The sequence below is a fragment of the Methylobacterium guangdongense genome, from assembly GCF_038442355.1.
Taxonomy (GTDB): domain Bacteria; phylum Pseudomonadota; class Alphaproteobacteria; order Rhizobiales; family Beijerinckiaceae; genus Methylobacterium; species Methylobacterium guangdongense.
Genome location: NZ_JBBXMX010000010.1, coordinates 25,545 through 47,828, shown reverse-complemented (window position 1 = coordinate 47,828; position 22,284 = coordinate 25,545). Strand labels below are relative to the sequence as shown.

18 protein-coding genes and 1 other RNA gene are annotated in these 22,284 nt (G+C 70.4%); 4 read left to right on the top strand and 15 right to left on the bottom strand.

The window, feature by feature from the left end; all coding sequences use genetic code 11:
• Positions 1-7 precede the first annotated feature (7 nt).
• The 3 genes from AAHG09_RS18930 to murB all read right to left on the bottom strand — a co-directional run bounded on the left by AAHG09_RS18930 (position 8) and on the right by murB (position 2,847).
• Positions 8-949, bottom strand: a complete 942-nt coding sequence (locus tag AAHG09_RS18930; RefSeq protein ID WP_342108995.1) for a cell division protein FtsQ/DivIB — start codon at positions 947-949, stop codon at positions 8-10.
• Positions 916-1,839 (bottom strand): D-alanine--D-alanine ligase, encoded by a 924-nt coding sequence (locus tag AAHG09_RS18925; protein ID WP_342108994.1) that lies wholly within the window; start codon positions 1,837-1,839, stop codon positions 916-918. Before AAHG09_RS18925 ends, AAHG09_RS18930 begins: the two co-directional genes overlap by 34 nt.
• Positions 1,840-1,920: 81 nt before the next feature.
• Positions 1,921-2,847 carry a UDP-N-acetylmuramate dehydrogenase gene (gene murB, locus AAHG09_RS18920; RefSeq protein ID WP_342108993.1) on the bottom strand — a complete coding sequence of 309 codons (927 nt, stop codon included), beginning with the start codon at positions 2,845-2,847 and terminating at the stop codon, positions 1,921-1,923.
• A 50-nt stretch (positions 2,848-2,897) separates the two neighbouring features.
• Here murB and AAHG09_RS18915 point away from each other — a divergent pair, with 50 nt between their 5' ends.
• The gene (locus AAHG09_RS18915; RefSeq protein WP_342108992.1) at positions 2,898-3,167 is read left to right on the top strand and encodes a type II toxin-antitoxin system RelE family toxin; all 270 of its coding nucleotides are present in this window, start codon (positions 2,898-2,900) and stop codon (positions 3,165-3,167) included.
• Between the two features lie 10 nt (positions 3,168-3,177).
• Entirely contained in the window at positions 3,178-3,561 is a 384-nt protein-coding gene (locus tag AAHG09_RS18910; RefSeq protein ID WP_342108990.1) for a helix-turn-helix domain-containing protein, read from the top strand.
• Between the two features lie 15 nt (positions 3,562-3,576).
• On the opposite strand, the gene murC is transcribed toward AAHG09_RS18910, so the two are convergent.
• From murC to AAHG09_RS18895, 3 genes are read right to left on the bottom strand one after another with little or no spacing between them, the layout of a single operon-like run.
• A complete protein-coding gene (gene murC, locus AAHG09_RS18905; RefSeq protein WP_342108989.1) occupies positions 3,577-4,983 on the bottom strand; it encodes a UDP-N-acetylmuramate--L-alanine ligase in 1,407 nt (468 codons plus the stop codon).
• A gap of 51 nt (positions 4,984-5,034) precedes the next feature.
• Positions 5,035-6,144 carry an undecaprenyldiphospho-muramoylpentapeptide beta-N-acetylglucosaminyltransferase gene (murG, locus tag AAHG09_RS18900; protein ID WP_342108988.1) on the bottom strand — a complete coding sequence of 370 codons (1,110 nt, stop codon included), beginning with the start codon at positions 6,142-6,144 and terminating at the stop codon, positions 5,035-5,037.
• Positions 6,141-7,307: an FtsW/RodA/SpoVE family cell cycle protein gene (locus tag AAHG09_RS18895; RefSeq protein ID WP_342108987.1), complete on the bottom strand. Its 1,167-nt coding sequence runs from the start codon at positions 7,305-7,307 to the stop codon at positions 6,141-6,143. Before AAHG09_RS18895 ends, murG begins: the two co-directional genes overlap by 4 nt.
• Before the next feature lie 254 nt (positions 7,308-7,561).
• On the opposite strand from AAHG09_RS18895, the gene AAHG09_RS18890 reads away from it, so the two are divergent.
• Positions 7,562-9,037: a methyl-accepting chemotaxis protein gene (locus tag AAHG09_RS18890; RefSeq protein WP_342108986.1), complete on the top strand. Its 1,476-nt coding sequence runs from the start codon at positions 7,562-7,564 to the stop codon at positions 9,035-9,037.
• Positions 9,038-9,044: 7 nt separating this feature from the next.
• On the opposite strand, the gene murD is transcribed toward AAHG09_RS18890, so the two are convergent.
• The 9 genes from murD to AAHG09_RS18845 all read right to left on the bottom strand — a co-directional run bounded on the left by murD (position 9,045) and on the right by AAHG09_RS18845 (position 19,402).
• Positions 9,045-10,409 (bottom strand): UDP-N-acetylmuramoyl-L-alanine--D-glutamate ligase, encoded by a 1,365-nt coding sequence (murD, locus tag AAHG09_RS18885; protein ID WP_342108985.1) that lies wholly within the window; start codon positions 10,407-10,409, stop codon positions 9,045-9,047.
• A 203-nt stretch (positions 10,410-10,612) separates the two neighbouring features.
• Positions 10,613-11,698, bottom strand: a complete 1,086-nt coding sequence (mraY, locus tag AAHG09_RS18880) for a phospho-N-acetylmuramoyl-pentapeptide-transferase (protein WP_342108984.1) — start codon at positions 11,696-11,698, stop codon at positions 10,613-10,615.
• 88 nt (positions 11,699-11,786) lie between these two features.
• On the bottom strand, positions 11,787-13,238 hold the full coding sequence (locus tag AAHG09_RS18875; protein WP_342108983.1) for a UDP-N-acetylmuramoylalanyl-D-glutamyl-2,6-diaminopimelate--D-alanyl-D-alanine ligase: 1,452 nt from the start codon (positions 13,236-13,238) through the stop codon (positions 11,787-11,789).
• Positions 13,239-13,256: 18 nt separating this feature from the next.
• The gene (locus AAHG09_RS18870) at positions 13,257-14,717 is read right to left on the bottom strand and encodes a UDP-N-acetylmuramoyl-L-alanyl-D-glutamate--2,6-diaminopimelate ligase (protein WP_342108982.1); all 1,461 of its coding nucleotides are present in this window, start codon (positions 14,715-14,717) and stop codon (positions 13,257-13,259) included.
• Positions 14,718-14,727: 10 nt separating this feature from the next.
• The gene (locus AAHG09_RS18865; RefSeq protein WP_342108981.1) at positions 14,728-16,626 is read right to left on the bottom strand and encodes a peptidoglycan D,D-transpeptidase FtsI family protein; all 1,899 of its coding nucleotides are present in this window, start codon (positions 16,624-16,626) and stop codon (positions 14,728-14,730) included.
• Positions 16,627-16,632: 6 nt separating this feature from the next.
• A complete protein-coding gene (gene ftsL / locus AAHG09_RS18860; protein ID WP_342108980.1) occupies positions 16,633-17,046 on the bottom strand; it encodes a cell division protein FtsL in 414 nt (137 codons plus the stop codon).
• Positions 17,043-18,074 carry a 16S rRNA (cytosine(1402)-N(4))-methyltransferase RsmH gene (rsmH, locus tag AAHG09_RS18855; protein WP_342109168.1) on the bottom strand — a complete coding sequence of 344 codons (1,032 nt, stop codon included), beginning with the start codon at positions 18,072-18,074 and terminating at the stop codon, positions 17,043-17,045. Before rsmH ends, ftsL begins: the two co-directional genes overlap by 4 nt.
• Before the next feature lie 445 nt (positions 18,075-18,519).
• Positions 18,520-18,915: RNase P RNA component class A (gene rnpB / locus AAHG09_RS18850), an RNA gene on the bottom strand.
• Between the two features lie 46 nt (positions 18,916-18,961).
• Complete coding sequence (locus tag AAHG09_RS18845) at positions 18,962-19,402, bottom strand: VOC family protein (protein ID WP_342109166.1); 441 nt, start codon at positions 19,400-19,402, stop codon at positions 18,962-18,964.
• Between the two features lie 228 nt (positions 19,403-19,630).
• On the opposite strand from AAHG09_RS18845, the gene pepN reads away from it, so the two are divergent.
• Positions 19,631-22,252, top strand: a complete 2,622-nt coding sequence (pepN, locus tag AAHG09_RS18840) for an aminopeptidase N (protein ID WP_342108979.1) — start codon at positions 19,631-19,633, stop codon at positions 22,250-22,252.
• The last annotated feature ends 32 nt before the right edge of the window (positions 22,253-22,284 follow it).

Below are 22,284 nucleotides of genomic sequence, written 5' to 3'. Positions count from 1 at the left end.
GTGGTCATCAGCTGGCCGCGCCCTTCTTCTTCGCCTTCTGGGCCTCCGCACGGGCGGCGGCCGCCTCCTCGGTCAGGCGCACCACGAGGCGGTCCGGCATGCGCAGGTCCACCGCGATGATGTCCTTCTCCAGGAGGCCGGCCTCGCGCTCGTACTTGACGAGGCGGGCGAGGGCGGCGGCCGGATCGGTCTCGGGCAGGCGTACGTCGACGCCGTCGAGCTTGAGGGTCCAGCGCCGGCCCGAGACGTAGGTGCCGGCCTTGATCCGCTCGGCCAGCGGGCCGGCGGCGGCGATCAGGGCGAGGTATTCGGGAAGCTTGGTGTTGGCGTCCTCGCCGACCACCAGGGGCAGGCTGGCGTAGCGGTCGTCCCGCATCGCGTCGATGACGGTGCCGTCGGCCGCGATGACGCTCAGCTCGCCGTTCTTCTGCCAGAGGGCGGCGGGCTCGCGCTCCACCTGGGTGATGGCGATCTCGTTGGGATAGATCTTGCGGACCGAGGCCTGGGCGATCAGCGGCACGCGCAGCAGCTTCTCGCGCACGTCGGCGACGTCGAGGAACGGCACCGAGGAGCGCCAGTCGATCCCGGCGGCGGCGAGCACCTCGCGCTCGTACATCCGGGAGATGCCCGAGATGGTCACGCGCTCGACGCCGAAGCCGAGGACCCGCGCGGCGATGTCCAGCGGGCGGCCTTGCTCGGCCACGAAGGCATCGTAGCGCCCACTCGCCACGAAGCCGGCGAGCGCGAAGGCCGCGAACGTCATGGAGACGGCAACCGTCCCGGTCCCGCGGGACAGGCGTGCGGTCAGGCGCTGGCCGGAGCGCGCGCGGCGAACCGAGAGCGACCGGGACGGGAGCCGGCCCATCACGGCCCCGGCGAGACGCGCGGGACCGCTCCGGCCGGCGGCGTCGCCGCTCAGCGATTCAGGGAAGCGTCCTCCACCATCCATCGGACGAGCTCACCGAAACTCAGGCCCGCATGGGCCGCCATATCCGGCACAAGGCTCGTCTGGGTCATGCCGGGTTGCGTGTTGACCTCCAACACCACGAGCCGCCCGGTTCCCCCCGGCGTATCGTCGAATCGAAAGTCGGCACGGCTGACGCCCCGGCAGCCCAGTGCTTGATGCGCCGTTAACGACAGTTCTTGGACACGCTGGTAAACATTTGGTTTAAGTTCGGCCGGCAGCACGTGCAGCGAGCCGCCGGGGGCGTACTTCGCGTCGTAGTCGTACCACTCCCCCGTGGTGGCCTTAACCTCGATCACGCCGAGGGCCTTGTCGCCCATCACCCCGCAGGTGAGTTCGCGGCCAGCTATGTAAGGTTCGACAAGGACTTGCTCGCCGAAGGTCCAGTCCTCCGTGCCGAGGATCTGGGGCGGGTGCGAGCGGCCGTCGCGTACGATGATCACGCCCATCGATGAGCCCTCCGCGTTGGGCTTCACCACGTATGGTGGTGGCAACGCGTGTGTCCTGGCGGCCTCACGACGGTTAACGATCCGGCCCTCCGGCACGTCGATGCCGGCGGCGCGCATCACCATCTTGGCCTTGTCCTTATTCATCGCGAGCGCCGAGGCGAGGACGCCGGAATGGCTGTAGGGGATCTTCAGGATCTCCAGGAGGCCCTGGATCGTGCCGTCCTCCCCGTCCGGGCCGTGCAGCGCGTTGAAGGCGACGTCCGGCCGGAGCGCCGCCAGGACGGAGGCGATGTCGGGTCCGACATCGACGCGGGTGACCCGGTAGCCCTCCCCTTCCAGGGCATCGGCGCAGGCCTTGCCGGAACTGAGCGAGACCTCGCGCTCGGCGGAGGTGCCGCCAAAGAGGACGGCGACGTGCTTGGACATGGGGGGCACCTCGAGTGGGTCGGCTTCGAACGGGGCTTGTGCACGTGGTCTTGGTCGTGTCGGAAGGCTCGTGCAGCGCGCTCAGGCTGCGGCTGCCGGCAACCCGATCCTGCGGATCTCCCAGCGCAGCTCGACCCCGCTGGTCTCCCGCACCCGCCGGCGGACCTCCTCGCCGAGGCCTTCGATGTCGGCCGCGGTCGCGTCACGGGTGTTGATCAGGAAGTTGCAGTGCATGGCGCTGACCTGGGCCCCGCCCCGGGTCAGCCCCCGGCAGCCGGCGGCATCGATGAGCTGCCAGGCCTTGCCGCCCTCCGGATTGGCGAAGGTCGAGCCGCCGGTGCGCTCCCGGATCGGCTGGGCGGCCTCGCGGGCGGCGGTGACTCGCTCCATCTCGGCCTCGATGGCGGCGCGGTCGCCGGGCTTTCCGCGAAACAGGGCGCGGGTGAAGATCACATCCTCAGGCGCCTCCGAATGCCGGTAGGAGAAGCCCATCTCGGCGTGGCTGAACGTGCGCAACACACCCCGGCGGTCGATGCCGGTCGCCTCGATCAGCACGTCGGTGGTCTCGCCGCCATGGGCGCCCGCGTTCATGCGCAGCGCGCCGCCGATCGAGCCCGGAATGCCGCGGTAGAAGGCGAGCCCGTCGAGACCGGCCTCGGCGGCGGTCTTGGCGAGGCGCATGTCCGGGACGGCCGTGCCGACCGCCAGGGTGTCGCCGTCGATCGCGATGCTGCCGAAGGCTTTCCCGCCGAGGCGCACCACCACGCCGGGCACGCCGCCGTCGCGGACGATCAGGTTGGAGCCGAGCCCGATCACCGTCACGGGCACGTCCGGTTCGAGGGCCGCGAGGAGGCGGGCGAGATCCTCCTCGTCGGCGGGGGTGAACAGCACCTCGGCCGGACCGCCGACGCGGAACCACGTGAGGTCGGCGAGCGGCTGTTGGCTGAGCAGGCGCCCGCGCAGGTCGGGCGCGGCGGCGCGGATGCGGTCGTGGAGGGATGCGGTCATGCTAAGCTTCGCGCCGACGGAATCGGCGTACGTGAGGAAATCGTGGGGCGATGGATGGCGAGGCGGCCAAATCTCTGGTCTTCACGCGGGCCGCTGCGCGAAGCCTCAGCCGCCTGCCGAAGGACGCCGAGGATCTGATCCGCGAGAAGCTCCGCTCCTACGCTCACGATCCCGGAAGCCTTGCCAATAACGTGAAGGCGCTCAAAGGCGAGGGAAAGCGGCTGCGCCTGCGCGTCGGCAACTGGCGGGCCATCTTCACGATCGAGCCCGATCGGATCATTGTCCATGCGGTCGGCCCGCGAAGCACGATCTACGATTAGGACCTCGCCCGTGACGATCGTCAGAACCAGGACGCCCTCCGGAGAGGCGATTGTGATCCTCCCCGAGGCTGAATTCGAACGCCTGCGCGACTTGGCGGAAGACACCCTCGATGCCCGCCTCGTCGAAGACTCGCTGGCACGTCTCGCATCTGGCGAGGAAGAAATTCTGAGCGAGGCCGACCTCGACGCCCTGCGCGCGGCATCGAGCCCTCTGGCATTCTGGCGCAGTCGCAGGGGCGTAACCGCCTCTGCACTCGGCAAAGCCTGCGGTCTCGCGGAGGCGGACATCATCGCGCTCGAAGCAGGCACGCGCATCGTCGACATGGCGGTCTACCGTCGGGTCGCTCGGGCGCTCGGCATCGACGCCGAGGACCTCGTGCCGGACGCGTGCTGACGCGTCGCCATCCCCTTACAGTCCCCGCGCGGCGAGCTCATCCGGCAGCGCGTAGGCCCATTGGGTGATCGTGCCGGCGCCCAGGCACACCACGTAATCCCCCGGCTTCGCCAGCTCCGCGATGATCCCGGCCAGCTCCTCCGGCCGCTCCAGCGCCCTCGCGTCCCGGTGGCCGCGGGAGCGCAGGCCCGCCACGAGGCTGTCGCGGTCGAACCCCTCGATCGGCTGCTCGCCGGCCGCGTAGACCGGGGCGACGATGACCGTGTCGGCGTCGTTGAAGCAGGTGCAGAAATCGTCGAACAGCGATTGCAGCCGGGTGTAGCGGTGCGGCTGCACCACCGCGATCACCCCGTGCTCGGTCGAGGCCCGGGCGGCCTTGAGCACCGCCTTGATCTCCACCGGGTGGTGCCCGTAATCGTCGAAGATCGTCGCGCCGTTCCATTCGCCGGTGCGGGTGAAGCGCCGCTTCACGCCGCCGAACCCGGCCAGCGCGGTGCGGATCGATTCGGGCTTCACGCCGAGCTCGTGCGCCACCGCGAGCGCCGCCGTGGCGTTGAGCGCGTTGTGCTTGCCCGGCATCGGCAGGACCAGATCCTCCATCTCCATCCGGTAGCCGGGGCGACGGTCACGGATCATCACCCGGAAGCGGCTCTGGCCGCCGCGCAGATCGACGTCGATCAGGCGGACATCGGCCTGCGGGTTCTCGCCGTAGGTGATGATCCGCCGGTCCTCGATATGGCCGACGAGATCCTGCACCACCGGGTGGTCGGTGCACATCACCGCGAAACCGTAGAACGGGATGTTGTCGATGAAGCGCCGGAACGCGTCCTTGACCGCGTCGAAGGAGCCGAAATGGTCGAGATGCTCGGGATCGATGTTGGTGACGATCGCCACATCGGCCGGCAGCTTCAGGAAGGTGCCGTCGGACTCGTCGGCCTCCACCACCATCCACTCGCCCTCGCCCATCCGGGCGTTGGTGCCGTAGGCGTTGATGATGCCGCCGTTGATCACCGTCGGGTCGAGGTTGCCGGCATCGAGCAGGGTGGCGACGAGCGACGTGGTCGTGGTCTTGCCGTGCGTGCCCGCGATGGCGACGCAGGACTTGAAGCGCATCAGCTCGGCCAGCATCTCGGCCCGGCGCACGACCGGGAGTCGACGCTCCCGGGCCGATTGCAGCTCAGGATTGTCGCGCTGGATCGCCGTCGAGACGACGACGAGGGCCGCCTCCGCGACGTTCGAGGCGTCGTGGCCCACGAAGGTGCGCATGCCCTTCTCGGCGAGACGCCGGACATTGGCGTTGTCGGACGCGTCCGAGCCCTGCACCGTGTAGCCGAGATTGTGCATCACCTCGGCGATGCCGGACATGCCGATACCGCCGATGCCGATGAAGTGGATGGGGCCGAGCTTGTCGGGCAGCTTCATGGGTCGAACCGTCTGGTGGCGGGATCGCCGGTCGCGGAATCCCTAGCGAAATCAGGTGCGTGCCGCCGTCTCGACGACGACCTCGGCCAGCCGCTCGGCGGCATCGTGGATGCCCGCGCTTCTGGCCGCATCGGCCGCCGCGGTCAATTTTGCCGGCGTCGCGAAGCAGGCGGTGAGCTCCGCGGCCAGGCGGTCCGGGGTGAAGTCCGACTGCCGGATGGCCGAAGCCGCGCCGATCGCGTCGAGGGTCGCGGCGTTGGCGGCCTGGTCCTGATCGAGGGAGCCGGGGAGCGGCACGAGGATCGACGGCCGGCCGATCGCCGCCAGTTCCGAGACCGTCGAGGCGCCCGAGCGCCCGATCACGAGGTGGCTCGCGGCCATGCGGGCCGGCAAATCCTTGAAGAACGGCGCCGCCTCGATCCCGGCGAGCCCCATGGCGAGGTAGCGGTTCTGCACCGCCGTCAGATCCTCGGATCGGACCTGCTGTACGAGGTGGAGCCGGGCGCGCAGGGCGTCGGGCAGCCGGGCGATCGCCTCGGGAACGACCTCGCCCATGACCCGGGCGCCCTGGCTGCCGCCGAACACGAGGAGCCGGAGCGTGTCGCCCTCGCCGAAGGCCGGATACGAGACCTTCGCGGCCTCGATCACCGCCGGGCGGAGCGGGTTGCCGGTGTGGATCCGGGGGGCCTTCGCCTTGTCGGGGACGCCGCGCACCCTCTCGAAGCCGGTCGCGATGGTCCGCGCGCCCCGCGCCAGGAAGGCGTTGGCCCGACCCATCACGGCGTTCTGCTCGTGGAGGATCGTGGGCACGCGCAGGATCTGGCCGGCGAGCACCGGCGGCACGGTCGGGTAGCCGCCGAAGCCCACGATGGCTGCGGGGTTGATCCGCCGGATCTCCTTCGCGGCGACGCCGAAACCGCGGCCCAGCGTCAGCACGGCGCTGGCCCGCTTGAGGGGCGAGCGGCCGGACGGCGTCGCCGAGGCGATCGTCACCACTTCGGAGGCCGGGAACTCCGAGGCGATGGAATCGACCCGGGCGTCGGTGGCGAGCGCCACGCGGATACCGCGGGCGCGCAGCGCGTGGGCGAGGCTCTCGGCCGGGAACAGGTGGCCGCCGGTGCCGCCCGCGCAGAGCAGGATCGTGGGGGTGAAGACGGTCACCGCATCACTCCGGCCACGGTGGCGGGCGCGGTGCCGGGGGGCTTCTGGCTGAGCAGCACGCTGCGCGGGCGCTTGCGGGTCAGCGCAATGAGGAAGCCGGTTCCGAGCGCCAGCGAGAACATCGACGAGCCGCCGAAGGAGACGAAGGGAAGCGTCATGCCCTTGGCCGGCATGAGCTGGGTGTTGACCGCCATGTTGATGCACGCCTGAAGGCCGAACAGGGTCGTCAGCCCCGTGATCGCCAGCCGCGAGAACGTATCGTCCGTGCGCCGGGCGAGCTTGAGGCCGCGCAGCACGATGTAGGCGAACAGCGCCACGAGGCACAGGCAGACGAGCACGCCGAATTCCTCGCCGATCACCGAGAACAGGAAGTCGGTATGCGCGTCGGGCAGGTGGCGCTTGGCGACCCCCTCCCCCGGGCCGGTGCCGAACCAGCCGCCCGAGCGGAACGATTCCCGCGACCAGAAATCCTGGAAGCCGCCGCCGGAATCCCGGTCCATGAACTTGTTGAAGCGCTCCCGGACGTGATGGAAGAACAGGTAGGCCGCGAAGACGCCGCCGAGGCCGAGCACGCCCAGCACCGCGACCCAGATGAGGTGCAGGCCGGCCACGAAGAACAGCGCGCACCACACCATGGTGATCAGCATGGTCTGGCCGAAATCGGGCTGGAGCAGCAGCGGCACGATGGTGATCGGCAGGAGCAGCAGGGCGAGGATCCCGCCCGGCATGTCGCGCCGCTGCGCGCCCTCCGAGAAGGCCCAGGCGGTCACGATCACGAAGGCCGGCTTCACGAATTCCGAGGGCTGCAGGCCGAAGGAGCCGAACTGGATCCAGCGGTGCGCGCCCTTGATCTCCGGGCCGAACTTGCCCGCGAGCAGGCACAGGGCGACACCGCTGACCCAGGTGAACAGCGCCATCCGGCGGATGCCGCGCAGCGACAGGAACGAGACCGCGCAGATCATCAGGATCGTCGGGGCGAGGTACATCGCCTGCCGGTTCAGGAAGTAGAAGGTCGGCAGGCCGATGCGCTCGGCGACCGGCGGGCCGCCGCCCATCAGGAAGACGAGGCCGGCGACCATCAGGGCGAACAGGGCCGCGAGCAGGCCGCGATCGACCGTCCACCACCAGTCAGTCAGAGGGGTGCGTTCCGCGCGTGACATCATGCCGGGCGACGACTCCAGGCCGCGCGGACAACGATCCGCGCGGGTCGGGCCGGATCCTGTGCAGGAATGGTAAACGGAGGCTTATGACGGGCCGCGGCAGCGGTGGCCCCGGTCGCGTCGGATTAAGCCTACTGGTACGCGAATACTTATAGGAAGATACGCTATGTTAATTTCGACAGTGCAACTTCCGGATGTAGTGGGCCGGCGGTACGGGGCGTGAGGCGCCTGGTCCGCCCTTCGGAAGTCGACGCGCCATGTTCAAGACCCTGCCCGTCCGGGAAGCCCAGGCCAAGCTCGCGGCCCTCGACCGGGTCCAGGGTGTGATCGAATTCGATCTGGGCGGCCGGATCCTGTCGGCGAACCAGAACTTCATCGATGTCGTCGGCTACACGTTGCCGGAGATCGTCGGCCAGCACCACAGCCTGTTTGTGGACCCGGCCCAGCGCGAATCCGCCGATTATCGGGCCTTCTGGGACCGGCTGCGCGCCGGCACCTTCGAGACCGGCCAGTTCCAGCGGGTCGGCCGCGGCGGCCGCCCGATCTGGATTCAGGCCTCCTACAACCCGATGCTCGATGCCCGCGGCCGGCCCTACAAGGTCGTGAAATTCGCCACCGACATCACCCGTCAGCGCACCGAGGAGGCCGACCGCGCCGGCCAGATCGCGGCGATCGACAAGGTGCAGGCGGTCATCGCCTTCGACCTCGACGGCACGGTGATCGAGGCCAACGACAACTTCCTGTCGGTGATGGGCTATGCCCGGTCCGAGGTCATCGGACAGCATCACAGCCTGTTCGTCGAACCGGGCTACCGGGACAGCGAGGCCTACCGGGCGTTCTGGGCGGCCCTGCGCAACGGGACCTACCAGGCGGCGCAGTTCCGCCGGATCGGCAAGGGCGGCCGTGAGGTCTGGATCCAGGCCTCCTACAACCCGATCCTGGATGCCGCCGGGCGGCCCTACAAGGTGGTGAAGTTCGCCACCGACATCAGCGAGCAGGTCCACCTGTTCGCCAATCTGCGCACGCTCATCGACCAGAATTTCGGCGAGATCGAGCAGGCGGTGGCGCATTCGACGCACGCGGCCGCGCTGGCCTCCTCGGCCGCGGATTCGACCTCCGGCAACGTCCAGACCGTCGCGGCGGCCGCCGAGGAACTGGCCGCCTCGGTCGCCGAGATGTCCCAGAGCATCGTGCGCTCCCAGAGCGCCACCGACACCGCCTATGCCTGTGTCCAGGATGCCGATGCCCACACCAAGCGGCTCGCCGATACCGCGACCGCGATGACCAGCATCGTCGGCCTGATCCAGAACATCGCCGGCCAGATCAACCTGCTGGCGCTCAACGCCACGATCGAGGCGGCCCGGGCCGGCGAGGCCGGCCGGGGCTTCGCCGTGGTGGCCTCCGAGGTGAAGGCGCTCGCCGATCAGGCGGCCCGCGCAACCGGGCAGATCAACGGCGAGATCGCCAGCGTCCAGCGGGTCTCGCACGAGGTCGTGGAAGCGCTGGGCTTGATCGGCGCCTCGGTCTCGGTGATGCGCGAGACCGTGGTGGCGACGGCCGCCGCCATCGAGGAGCAGAGCGCGGTGACCCGCGATCTCGCCGAGAACATGCAGAGCGCCTCCGGGGCGGTCACCGCGATCACGGGCAATATCGGCGCGATCGTGCACTCGGTGGCGGGCGTCTCGCAGGCGGTGGGGACCACCCGCGAGGCCGCCAAGGTGCTGGCGCGCTGAACGGCCCTCAGTCGAGCGCCTGCACCAGTTCGCGGAACCGGTTGCCGCGGACCTCGAAGTTCGGGAACTGGTCGTAGGAGGCACAGGCCGGCGAGAGCAGCACCACCGGCTCGGGGGCGCCCGAGGCGGCGGCGGTCTCGGCGGCCTTGGGGACCGCCACGTCCAGCGTCTCGCAGCGGGTATAGGGCACGGCCCCCTCCAGGGTCGCCGCGAAGGCGTCCGAGGCCGCGCCGATCAGGTAGGCGTGGGCGACCCGCTCGAAATACGGCACCAGCGGGAAGATCCCGCCGTCCTTCGCCTTGCCGCCGAGGATCCAGTGGATGTCCCGGAAGGCGAGCAGCGCCTTCTCGGTGGAATCCGCGTTGGTCGCCTTCGAGTCGTTGACGAACACCACGGAGCCGCGCCGCCCGACCTCCTCCATCCGGTGCGGCAGGCCGGGGAACGAGCTCAGGCCGGCCTGGATCTGCGCGCCCGAGAGGCCGAGCGCCCGCGCCACCGCGACCGCCACCGCGGCGTTCTGCCAGTTGTGGGCGCCGCGCAGGGAGCCGATCCCGTTCACGTCGGCGAGCGCCGTGCCGTCCGGCTCGCGGACGATCCCGTCCCGCACCGTCAGGGCGTCGGTCGCCAGCACCTCGCCGTGGGGCACGTGCACGCGCACGAGATCGGCGCCGCGCCGATCGGCGATGGCGCGGCTCGGCGCATCGTCCACACCGACCACCGCGAGGCCCGCCCCCTGGATCAGCCGCTCCTTAATGGCGGCGTACTGCTCCATCGTACCGTGGCGGTCGAGATGGTCGGGGGTGATGTTCATCAGCACGCCGACGCTCGGGTCGAGGCCCGGCGTCAGGTCGATCTGGAAGGACGACATCTCGATCACGTGGATCCGCCCCTCGGCGGGCGGCTCCAGCGACAGGATCGCGGTGCCGATATTGCCGCCCATCTGAACGTCGCGGCCGGCCTGCGCGAGGACGTGGGCGATCAGCGCCGTGGTGGTCGACTTGCCGTTGGTCCCGGTGATCGCCACGAACGGCGCGCCCGGAGCCTGCACCCGGCGCTCGCGGCAGAACAGCTCGATGTCGCCGATGATCTCGATGCCCGCTTCCCGGGCGCGGCGGACGCTCCAGTGCGGCTCGGGATGCGTCAGGGGTACGCCGGGGCTCAGGACGAGGGCGGAGAAGCCCGACCAGTCGGCCTCGCGCAGATCCTGGATCGTGATCCCCGCCGCCTGCGCGCGGACGCGGCTGTCGGCGCTGTCGTCCCAGGCGCGCACATCGGCGCCGCCCGCCTTCAAGGCCTGGGCGGTGGCGAGGCCGGAGCCGCCGAGTCCGAACAGGGCGACGATCTTGGTCTGAAACACGGTGATGGGAGTCATACGAAACTCTGGATGCGGCCCGAACACGGCCGATCCCACCCGCCTCCTCATCCTGAGGGCCCCGCGCAGCGGGCCTCGAAGGAGGGCTCCAGGGATCGCTGCGCCGGCTGGAGGGCTCCTTCGAGGCCGCCGCTCCGCTGCGGCACCTCGGGATGAGGGCGTGGGTGGGATCGCCCTCTCGCCGAGCCTCTCTATCACAAGTGTCAGCGCAGCTTGAGCGTCGCCAAGCCGGCCAGAGCCAGGATCACCGCGATGATCCAGAACCGGATCACGACCTGCGGCTCCTTCCAGCCCTTCTGCTCGAAGTGGTGGTGGATCGGCGCCATGCGGAAGACGCGTTTCCCCGTCAGCTTGAACGAGGCGACCTGGATGATCACCGACATCATCTCCAGCACGAACAGGCCGCCGACGATCGCCAGGACGATCTCGTGCTTGGTCGCCACCGCGATGGTGCCGAGCAGGCCGCCCAGCGCCAGGGAGCCGGTATCGCCCATGAAGATCTGGGCCGGCGGCGCGTTGAACCAGAGGAAGCCGAGGCCCGCCCCGATCACGGCCCCGCAGACCACGGCGAGCTCGCCGGTGTCACGGACGTAGTTCACCTGCAGGTAGCTCGCCGTGAAGGAATTCCCGACGAGGTAGGCGATGAATCCGAAGGTGCCGCAGGCGATCATCACCGGCACGATGGCAAGCCCATCGAGACCGTCGGTCATGTTCACGGAATTGCCGGCGCCGACGATCACGAAGGCGCCGAACAGGGGATAGAACCAGCCGAGGTTCAGGAGCGCGTCCTTGAACACCGGGAAGGCGAGCTGGTTTTGCAGCGCCGCGGGGGAATAGACCGCGATGGTCACGCAGGCGGCGAGCGCGATCGTCGCCTCAAGCGCCAGGCGGAACTTGCCCGAGAAGCCCTTGTGCGACTGCTTCGTCACCTTGAGGTAGTCGTCGTAGAAGCCGATCGCCCCGAACCCGAGGGTGACCGTCAGCGTAACCCACACGTAATGGTTGCGCGGGTTGGCCCAGAGCAGAATCGCCACCACGGCGCCGGCCAGGATCATCAACCCGCCCATGGTCGGGGTGCCGCGCTTGGTCAACAGATGGGTCTGCGGCCCGTCCTCGCGGATCGGCTGGCCCTTGCCCTGGCGGATGCGCAGGAGCGAGATGATCCAGGGCCCGAACCAGAACACGAACAGGCCCGCCGTGAACAGCGCGCCGCCGGTGCGGAAGGTGATGTAGCGGAACACGTTCAGCGGCGTGAAGCTGCCGCTCAGTTCCGAGAGAAGATACAGCATCCGGGCGCTCGGCCCCTTCGTTCAGGCGAGGGTTTCAGGGAGCGGCACCGATCGTCTTGGACGCTCGGCCGCATCGATCATGGGCCGATCATGGGGCCGTCGCGAGGGCGCGCCGCGCCGGGTCGACCGCGTAGCGGGCTTTCAGCGCCTCGACAATCCGGCCCATGCGGCTGCCGTTCGATCCCTTGATCATCACGGCGTCGCCGGCCCGCAGGATCCGCGCGAGCGGTTCGATCAGCTCGGCGGCGGTATCGGCCACGCCGCCGCGGCGGCTCACCGGCAGCGCCTCGAACAGGTGGCGCGTCAGGGGGCCGGCCGTGAAGACGAGGTCGATCTGCGCCGCCTCGATCGCCTCGGCGAGGCCGCGGTGCAGGTCGGGGGCGGCGGCGCCGAGTTCCAGCATGTCGCCCAGCACCGCGATGCGGCGCCCGCGCGGCCCGGTCTCGATGCCGGCGAGCGTCGCGAGCGCGGCGCGAACGGCGACGGGATTGGCGTTGTAGCTCTCGTCCACGAGATAGGCGGTGCCGCCGCCGATCTCGAGGGCGGTCCGCTCGCCGCGCCCGGCCGGCGGCGTCAGCGCGCCGAGCGACAGGGCCGCGCGGGCCAGATCGGCCCCGAGGCTGTGAACCACCGCCATGACGCCCAGCGAGTTTAGCGCCGCGTGCCGGCCGGCCGTGCCCAGCTTGTAGGTGACGGGCTGGCCCATCACCACGGCATCGACCACCGACAGGTCGGGCCGGAGCACGATCTTGAGGGCGCGGACATCCGCATCCGGGTGCTCGCCGAAGGTCACGATCCGGCCCGCCCTGGAGGCCTGGGCATGCGCGGCGAGCCGGTCGAAATGCGGGGCGTCCCGGTTGAGGATCGCCACGCCGCCGGGCTGCAGACCGGAGAAGATCTCGCCCTTGGCGTCCGCGATGGCGGCCAGCGAGGCAAAATGCTCGATATGGGCGGGGGCGATCGTGGTGATCAGCGCGATGTCGGGCCGGACCTGGGCGGTCAGCGGCACGATCTCGGCGCCGTGGTTCATGCCGATCTCGAAGATGCCGTAGCGCGTCGAAGCGGGCATCCGGGCCAGCGTCAGCGGCACGCCCCAATGGTTGTTGTAGGAGGCCGCCGAGGCGTGGGTCTCGCCCTGTTCCGACAGGACGTGTCGCAGGGCTTCCTTGGTGCCGGTCTTGCCGACGGAGCCCGTCACCGCCACCACCTGGGCCTTCGTCCGGGCCCGGGCGGCCTTACCGATGCGGCTCATCGCGGTCAGCACGGGATCCGCGCCCACTTCCGGCACCGCCAGTAGCGGGCCGTGCGCCGCCAGACCCTCGGCGCGATCCTGGCGCACCACCGCGGCCCCGGCCCCGCGCTCGAGGGCGGCGGCGACGAAGTCGTGGCCGTCGCGCGCCTCGCCGCGAATCGCGAAGAACAGGTCGCCGGGCTGAAGCGTGCGGGTGTCGATCGAGGCGCCGCCGATCGGCCGTTCGGCGCCGATCAGGCGACCGCCGGTGGCGGATTGGAGCTCATCGCGGGTCCAGAGAGCAGTCATGGTCAACCCCCGTCGCCGTCAGGCGGCCGCGTCGGCGATGGCGGCACGCAGGACCGCGTGGTCCGAGAACGGCAGGGTGCGATCTCCCACGATCTGGCCCGTTTCATGACCCTTGCCGGCAACGACCAGCACGTCGCCCGGCCCGAGCCGGCCGACGGCGGTGCGGATCGCGTCCTCCCGGTCACCGATCTCCTCGGCGCCCGACGCCGCCGCCAGGATCGCTTGGCGGATCGCGGCGGGATCCTCGGTGCGCGGGTTGTCGTCGGTGACGATCACCGTGTCGGCGAGCCGCTGCGCGATGGCACCCATCAGCGGGCGCTTGCCCCGGTCGCGGTCGCCGCCACAGCCGAACACCACGACCAGACGGCCCGACGCGAAGGGGCGCAGCGCCGTCAGCACGCTCTCCAGCGCCTCGGGCTTGTGCGCATAATCGACGAGGCAGAGCCCGCCCCGCGCCTCCCCGATCCGCTCCATGCGGCCCGGCACCCCGGTGAGGTGATCGAGCGCCGCGAAGACCCCGTCCGGATCCGCCGCGCCTGCCGGGGTGGCGAGCGCGAGGCCGGCCGCCACCAGGGCGTTCTCGACCTGGAATTCGCCGACGAGGGGCAGGCGCAGCGTGCAGGTACGCGTGCCCGCGGCGAGCCGGACCGCCTGGGCGAAGCCCTCCGTCCGGACGGATTCGACCCGCAGGTCCCGCCCGGCGCGCCCGACCGTGCGCACGGGCCGCCCGGCGCGTTCGGCTGCGGCGATGACCCGATCGGCATAGGCCCCGTCGGCATTCACGACCGCCGGGCAGCCCGCCGGCAGCAGGTCGGTGAAAAGTCTCAGCTTGGCCGCGAGATACTCCTCGATGCTCGCGTGATAATCGAGGTGGTCCCGGCCGAGATTGGTGAAGCCCGCCGCGTCCAGCCGCACGCCGTCGAGCCGGCGCTGCTCGATCCCGTGTGAGGAGGCCTCCATGGCCAGATCGGTCACGCCCTCCTGGGCGAGCCGCGCCAGGGTCTCGTGCAGGGTCACGGGATCCGGAGTGGTGAGCGAGCCGTATTGCGCGCCGCGGTTGGTCACGATTCCGACCGTGCCCAGGCTCGCGGCGTCGCGGCCGAGGCGCGCCAGGATCTGGCGCACGAAGTCGGCGACCGAGCTCTTGCCCGCGGTGCCGGTCACCGCCACCACGGTCTGCGGCTGCGACCCGGCGAAGCGGGCCGCCGCGAGGGCGAGCGCCCGTCGCGCATCGGCCACGGGGATCCAGGCGACCGCCGCCGGCAGATCCGCCGGGCGTGCGCCCTCCCCGGCCACCGCCACGGCGCCGCGATTGGCGGCCTGCGCGGCGAAGCGGCGCCCGTCGGCCTTGGTCCCCGGCACGGCGACGAACACCGTGCCGGTGGCGACCTGCCGGCTGTCGGCGGTCAGGCCGGTGACCGCGAGATCGGCGGCCGGGCCGGCGGCTTCGGGGAAGAGATCGGCGAGCCGGGCCGTCATGCCAACCCCCTCACGGGCCGCCGAGCTGGTTGACGTGATAGGCGTTGAGCTTGACCATCTGGGGGAACGGACGCACTGGCGGCTCGAATTGCGGCGGCAGGCCGAGGATCGGCGCAACCCGCTCGATCACCTTGCCGGTGACGACGCCGGAATTCCAGGCCGCCGTGGCGTAGCCGCCGGATTCCGGCAGGCCCTGCGGCTCGTCCATGATGGTGACGAACAGGTACTTCGGGTCGTTCATCGGCGCCGCCGCCATGAAGGTCGTGAACAGGCGGTTGTGGATGTAGCGGCCGCCGATCACCTTCTCGGCGGTGCCGGTCTTGCCGCCCACGAAGTAGTACGGGATCGCGGCCTTCTTGGCCGAGCCCTCGGTGGCGTTCAGCCGCATGATGTAGCGCATGGCCTCGGAGGTCTGGGTCGAGAGCACGTGCGCGGCCTTGGCCTTCGCGTCGTCCGACGTGGTCTTCAGGAAGGTCGGCGTGATGAGATCGCCGCCGTTGACGATGGCCCCGACCGCCATCGCGGCCTGGAGCGGCGCCACCGCGATGCCATGGCCGAACGCGATGGTGATGGTGTTGATCTCGCTCCACCGCGACGGCACGATCGGCGCCGCGCTCTCCGGCAGCTCCGTGCGCAGCCGGTCAAGCAGGCCCATCTTCCGCAGGAAGGCCTTGTGGCCGGGCACGCCGACGCCGAGCGCCATCTTGGCCGAGCCGATGTTGGATGAGTGCGTGAACACCTCCGGCATGGTGATGACGCGGTTGGTGCCGTGATACTCGTGAATCTTCTGCCGGCCCCAGTTCAGCACGCCGCCACGGGTGTCGAAGGTCGAGTTGACATTGTATTTACCGGATTCGAGCGCCATGGCGAGGGTCATCGCCTTGAAGGTCGAGCCCATCTCGTAGACGCCGACATTCATGCGGTTGATCCGGTCGGGCGAGAGCGCGTCCTTCGGATCGTTCGGGTCGAAGTCCGGCATGGAGACCAGGGCGATGACCTCGCCGGTCTTCACGTCGAGGATCATCGAGGCGCCGGCCTTCGCCTTGAAGTGGTCGATGCCCCAGGCGAGCTCGTCGCGCACGGCGAACTGGGCGCGCAGGTCGATCGACAGCTGCACCGGCTTCAGGTCGGCCTGCTTGTTGATCAGGCCGAAGCTGTTGAGCGCCTGGATGCCGGTGGAGTCGATGTACTTCTCCATGCCGGCGATGCCGACGCCGTCGAGGTTCGTGGCGCCCAGGATGTGGGCCGCCGCGACGCCGTTCGGATAGACGCGCTTGTGGTCCGGCAGGAAGCCGATGCCCGGGATGCCGAGCCGGTGGACCTCGGCCTGCTGCTTCGGGGTCAGCTCGCGCTTCACCCACACGAAGCCCGCGCCGCTGCGGCCCTTGCGCGAGGACAGCTTGGCCCGCAGCTCGGAGGCGTTGAGTTCGGGCAGGACCGCGGTGAGGAGCTCGACCGCCTCGTCCTTGTCGTAGATGTTGCCGGGCTCGGCGAAGACCGACACGGTGCGGATGTCGGTCGCCAGGATCTCGCCGTTGCGGTCGACGATGTCGGGCCGGAAGGCCGTCGAGGACGCCGCCGCGACCCGGTGCTCCTGGCTCGGCGGATCGCCGAAGATCGCCATCGCGAGCAGCTTGGACGCGATCGTCCCGAACACGCCGACGAAGACCAGCCCGACGAGCGCCACGCGCATGTGCGACCGCTCGATGGCGAGCCGGAACATGCTGCGCAGGAACGCCTTGGCGCGGTCGGCCCGCGGCTCCGGCGGAAGCGCTTCCTCCGGGATCGGGCGCGGCGCGGCCGCGGCGTGCGCCAGAGCGGCGGCTTCGAGGAGCGCGGCCTCGTGCTCCGAAACCTCGGTCTCGGTGACCGGCGTGGCGTCCGGGATTTGATCGGTGTCTTCGGACACGGGGGACTACCTCGAAGCCGTCGTCGGGGTGCGGGTCGTGGTCACGGTGCGGGTGATCGCGCCGGTGGTGCGCGGCTCGGGTCCGCCCTTGTCCTTGGGCGTGGCGGTCGCGGCGAGCAGGCGGCCGATCTCGTCGCCGCGCTCCTGCCGGACGGGCAGGTCCGAGAGGCGCGCCAGATGGCTCGTGCCGATCGGCTCCAGGGCGAGGTGCTTGTCGACGGCCGCCTGCAGCCGGTCCGGTCGGGTCAGGAGCTGCCACTCGGCGCGCAGCACCGCGATGGCCTGCCGCTCCTTGTGCAGGGCCGTCTGCAGCTTGGAGACCTGACCGCCCTGGTAGAGCGTGTCGTACTTGATCGAATAGGCGTAGACCGCCGAGGCGATGAGCCCGACCACCGCCAGCAGGTTGAGGAGGCGGATCATCGGCGGTGGCTCCCGCGGGCGGCTTCGGGAAGGCTCGCGAGCGCGGTGAGCGCCGCCAGCGGTTCCGGCACGTCGGATTCCGTACGTTCCGCGGCGCGGAGCTTAGCCGAGCGGGCGCGCGGATTGCGCGCGGTCTCGGCCTCGCCCGGCAGGACCGGCCCCTTGGTCACGAGGCTGAAGCTGCGCACGGCCTCGACGGGCGCCCCCGGCAGGTGGCGCGAGCCGTGGGCCGAGCGGCCGCTGCGGGCGGCGAAGAACTGCTTGACGATCCGGTCCTCCAGGGAATGGAACGTCACCACGGCGAGCCGGCCACCGGGCCGGAGCACCCGCTCGGCCGCGTGCAGCGCCCGCACCAACTCGCCGAGCTCGTCGTTGACGGCGATCCGCAGGCCTTGAAAGGTCCGCGTCGCCGGGTGGATGTGGCTCCCGGGCTCAGCCCGGACGACGCCGGCGACCAGTTCGGCGAGCTGCCCGGTCGTCTCGATCCGGCCGCGGCGGCGGGCCTCGTGGATGGCGCGTGCGACGGCGCGGGAACGCCGCTCCTCGCCGTAATGATAGATGATGTCGGCCAGCACCGCCTCGTCGGCCTCGTTGACGAGGTCGGCGGCGCTCGGGCCGTCCGTGCCCATGCGCATGTCGAGGGGGCCGTCGAGGCGGAACGAGAAGCCGCGCTCCGGCGCGTCGAGCTGCATCGACGAGACGCCGATATCGAGCACGACGTGGTCCGCCTGCGCCTCGCCCGTATCGCGCAGCAGGGCGTCGAGATCGCCGAACCGGCCGGGCACCAGCCGGAGACGGCCCGCCGAGGCTGCGACCAGCGGCTGGCCGGCCGCGATCGCGCTCGGGTCGCGGTCGATGGCGATGATCCGCAGGGCCGGATCGCGCTCCAGCAACGCGCGCGTGTAGCCGCCGGCGCCGAACGTGCCGTCGATGGCGAGGCCGCCCGCGGTCTTCAAAGCCGTCGCCACCTCGTCGAGCAGGACGGGGATGTGCGGCGGGGCCGGGCTTTCGGATGCCGGTCCGGGCATCTCGGGCAGGGGACGGCGCCGGCTCATGCGGGCCTCGGCGCGCCGGCGCGGCCGGTGGCGGGATAGCGGCGCGTTCCGGGAATCCGGACGCGGATGCGGCTCAAGCGTCTCATGGTGCCCTGGGCCGGGCCGCGCGGGGGCGGCACACGTGACGGGAACGGCACCGGATGCGACATGCGCAAAACGCCGCGCACGGACGGGCCCTGCAGAGAAGCAGGTTGCGCCCGGCGATCCGATACACGCCGTTGACGGGAGGATGCCGGGTATCATGGGCCTCAGAGGATCGTCAACGGACAAGCTTGGCGCTGCCGTGCGGACCGATCTGAACCCGGCAAGGTTAACCGAAGGTTTTTGCCGCTCAGGAAATTGCACGTCCGCCCGCTCCGGCGCGCGCGCCGCCGCCCGTCGCTAAGCCCTTGTGCGGATGTGAAGTTTTTGGTGGCGGTGGATCAGCCGGCCTGTAAGCCGGGTTCTGTAGGGCCGACGCTCGCGCGCCGACGTGGCAGCCATTCCTCTGGGACGGTCGTCGCCGACCGCCTCGAGCAACCAACCCGGGCGACTGGCCTGGAGAGAAGGCCTGCCCCTCTCGCGAAGGGCGCGCCGCCCCTATTCGGTCTTGCTCCCGGTGGGGTTTGCCATGCCGTCCGCGTTGCCGCGTCCGCGGTGCGCTCTTACCGCACCCTTTCACCCTGACCCCGGACGCGTCCGGGGCGGTCTGCTCTCTGTGGCACTGTCCCTGGGGTCACCCCCGCCGGAGGTTATCCGGCACCGCCTCTCCATGGAGCCCGGACTTTCCTCCCCGGACGCGGGAAGCGTCCGGAGCGGCCGCCCGGCCGGCTGATCCGGGGCGCAGATGCGCCTGCGGATCCGTCCGGGTCAAGGACGGATCACCAGGTTCCGGTGTTCTCCATGGAGGTCCAGGGCTCCTGCGGCTCCTTGGCGCCGCCCTTCTGGAGGATCTCAATCGAGATGCCGTCCGGCGATTTCACGAAGGCCATGTAGCCGTCGCGGGGCGGCCGGTTGATGGTCACGCCCTTGTCCCGGAGCTTGGCGCAGAAGGCGTAGATGTCGTCGACCTGATAGGCGAGGTGCCCGAAATTGCGCCCGCCCGAATAGGTCTCCGGATCCCAGTTGTAGGTCAGCTCGACGAGCGGGGATTTGGTCTCCTTGGCCCGGGCGGCGTCGCCCGGGGCGGCCAGGAAGACCAGGGTGAAGCGGCCCTTCTCGTTCTCGACGCGGCGGACCTCCTGCAGGCCGAACGTGTCGACGTAGAAGGCGAGCGCCCGGTCGAGATCGGCCACCCGGACCATGGTGTGCAGGTATTCCATCGGGGGGGATCCCTCTGTTGCGGCGAGGGCGATCACGACGCCCTCGGGGAGAACCAGCATGGCCGACGCGGCTGCGGCCAATCGGGCTCGTAGCTAGAGCGAACCCGGGACCGCGAGTAGCCCGGAATGCGCCGTCTGCCCGAACGGCCCCCTGCGCGCGCGCGCGTTGCGCCGGGCGTCCCGAGGGACCAGAAGGGCTTCGAGTGAAGGACCCGGAGTGAGAGACGCATGCGCACCGAGACGCCGCCGCTGATCCGCCTGGAGGAATACCGGCCGAGCGACTACCTGATCGACCGTGTCGAGCTCGACATCCGCCTTGACCCGCACGCCACCCGGATCGACGCGACCCTGGCGCTGCGCCCGAATCCGCACGGCGTCCCGGGCGCGCCCCTGAACCTCGACGGCGACGACCTGCGGCTGGTCTCGGCAACCCTCGACGGTGCGGCGCTCGCGCCCGACGCCTACACGGTCTCGCCGGCAGGCCTGAGCCTGCTCGCCCCGCCCCGGCAGCCCTTCAGCCTGCGGCTCGTCACCGAGGTCGATCCCACGGCCAACACCAAACTGATGGGTCTCTATCGGTCGAGCGGCGTCTACTGCACCCAGTGCGAGGCGGACGGCTTCCGACGCATCACCTATTTCCTCGACCGGCCCGACGTCATGGCGGTCTACACGACGCGGATCGAGGCCGACCGGGCCGAGGCGCCGGTGCTCCTGGGCAACGGCAATCTCGTCGAGTCCGGCCCGGTCGGCGCCGACCGCCACTTCGCGGTCTGGCACGACCCGCACCCGAAGCCCGCCTACCTGTTCGCCCTGGTCGGTGGCCGGCTCGGCAAGGTCGAGACCCGGTTCACCACCCTGGAGCAGCGCGCCGTCACCTGCGCGGTCTATGTCGAGCCCGGGAAGGAGAACCGGGCGGATTACGCCCTCGACGCCGTGATCCGCTCCATGGCCTGGGACGAGACCGCGTTCGGCCGCGCCTACGACCTCGACGTGTTCAACGTCGTCGCCGTGTCGGACTTCAACATGGGCGCCATGGAGAACAAGGGGCTCAACATCTTCAACGACAAATACGTGCTGGCGAGCCCCGAGACGGCGACCGACGGGGACTACGCGGCCATCGAGGCGATCATCGCCCACGAGTACTTCCACAACTGGTCGGGCAACCGCGTCACCTGCCGGGACTGGTTCCAGCTCTGCCTGAAGGAGGGCCTCACGGTCTTCCGCGATCAGGAGTTCTCCTCCGACATGCGCTCCCGGCCGGTCCATCGGATCGCCGAGGTGCGCGGCTTGAGGGCGCGCCAGTTCCCCGAGGATGCCGGACCGCTGCGCCATCCGGTGCGGCCGCGGGCCTACGCGGAGATCAACAACTTCTACACGGCGACCGTCTACGACAAGGGCGCCGAGATCGTCCGGATGCTGCGCACCCTGATCGGTGCAGAGGCGTTCCGGGCCGGCATGGACCGGTACTTCGCCGACAACGACGGGCGCGCCGCCACCGTCGAGGATTTCCTCGCGGCCTTCGCGGCCGTCACCGGGCGCGACCTGTCGGCCTTCGCCCGCTGGTACGAGCGCCCCGGCACGCCGCGTCTCTCGGTCTCGGGACGGTACGATCCGGAGGGCGCGCGCTACACCCTGCGGCTCGCGCAGAGCCTGCCCGACGCCGACGGGCAGGAGGGGCCGCCGCTGGTGATCCCGGTCGCCCTCGGCCTCGTCGGTGCTTCGGGCCCCTTGGCGGGCGCCAAGTCGGAGCAGGTTCGGGACGGCGTATTCGTCCTCGACCGCCAGGAGGCCGAGATCGTCTTCGAGACCGTCACCGAGGAGCCGGTCCCCTCCGTGCTGCGCGATTTCTCGGCGCCCGTGCGGCTCGACCTTGCGCTCACCGACGCGCAGCGCATGCGCCTGCTGGCGCAGGACAGCGACCCGTTCAATCGCTGGCAGGCCGCCCAGGATGTCGCCCTGCGGCTGATCCTCGAACCCGATGCCGGTCGCCGGGAGGCCTTCGCGGAGGCTCTGGGCCGCTTCCTCGATGGTGAGGCACTCGCCGATCCGGCCTTCGCGGCGCTGGTGCTGGCGCTGCCGAGCGAGGGGGAAGCTGCCGACGCGCTGCCGGCCGATGTCGATCCGGACGCGATCCACCGGGCGCGCTTCGATCTGCGGGCGTATCTGGGCCAAGCCCTGAGGCCGCGCCTGGAGCAGATCGACGCCGCCCTCGCGCCGGTCGCGGGCACGCCCTACAGCCCCGATGCCGCTTCGGCGGGCCGCCGGTCGTTGCGCAACGCGGCCCTCGACCTGATCGCGGCGGGCGATCCGGAGGCCGGTGCGGCCCGGGCTGCCGAGCGTCTGGTGGCGGCCACCAACATGACCGACCGGCTCGCCGCCCTGGCCACCCTGGCGCTGATCCCGGGCGAGGCGCGGGAGGCCGCTCTGACCGGCTTCGCCGCGCGCTACGCCGACGAGCCCCTGGTCCTCGACAAATGGTTCGGCATCCAGGCCCAGATCCCCGAACCCGGGACGCTGGAACGAATCACCCGGCTGCAGGAACACCCTGCCTTCACGCTGACCAACCCGAATCGGGTGCGTGCCCTGATCGGGAGCTTCGCGTTCGGCAATCCCACCCAGTTCGCGAGGGCCGACGGCGCCGGTTTTTCGTGTGTGGCCAAGACCGTGGCCGCCCTCGACGCGACGAACCCGCAAGTTGCCGCCCGCATGCTGACGGCCTTCGGATCGTGGCGTCGGCTGGAAAAAACACGCGCCGCCAAAGCCGCCGAAATGCTCAACGGGATCAAGGCGATCCCGGGCCTGTCCCGGGACACGGCCGACATTCTCGCGCGCACGCTGGGAGGTGGCTAAGTAACTGAGGTGACGGGGGAAATTGATTCTCT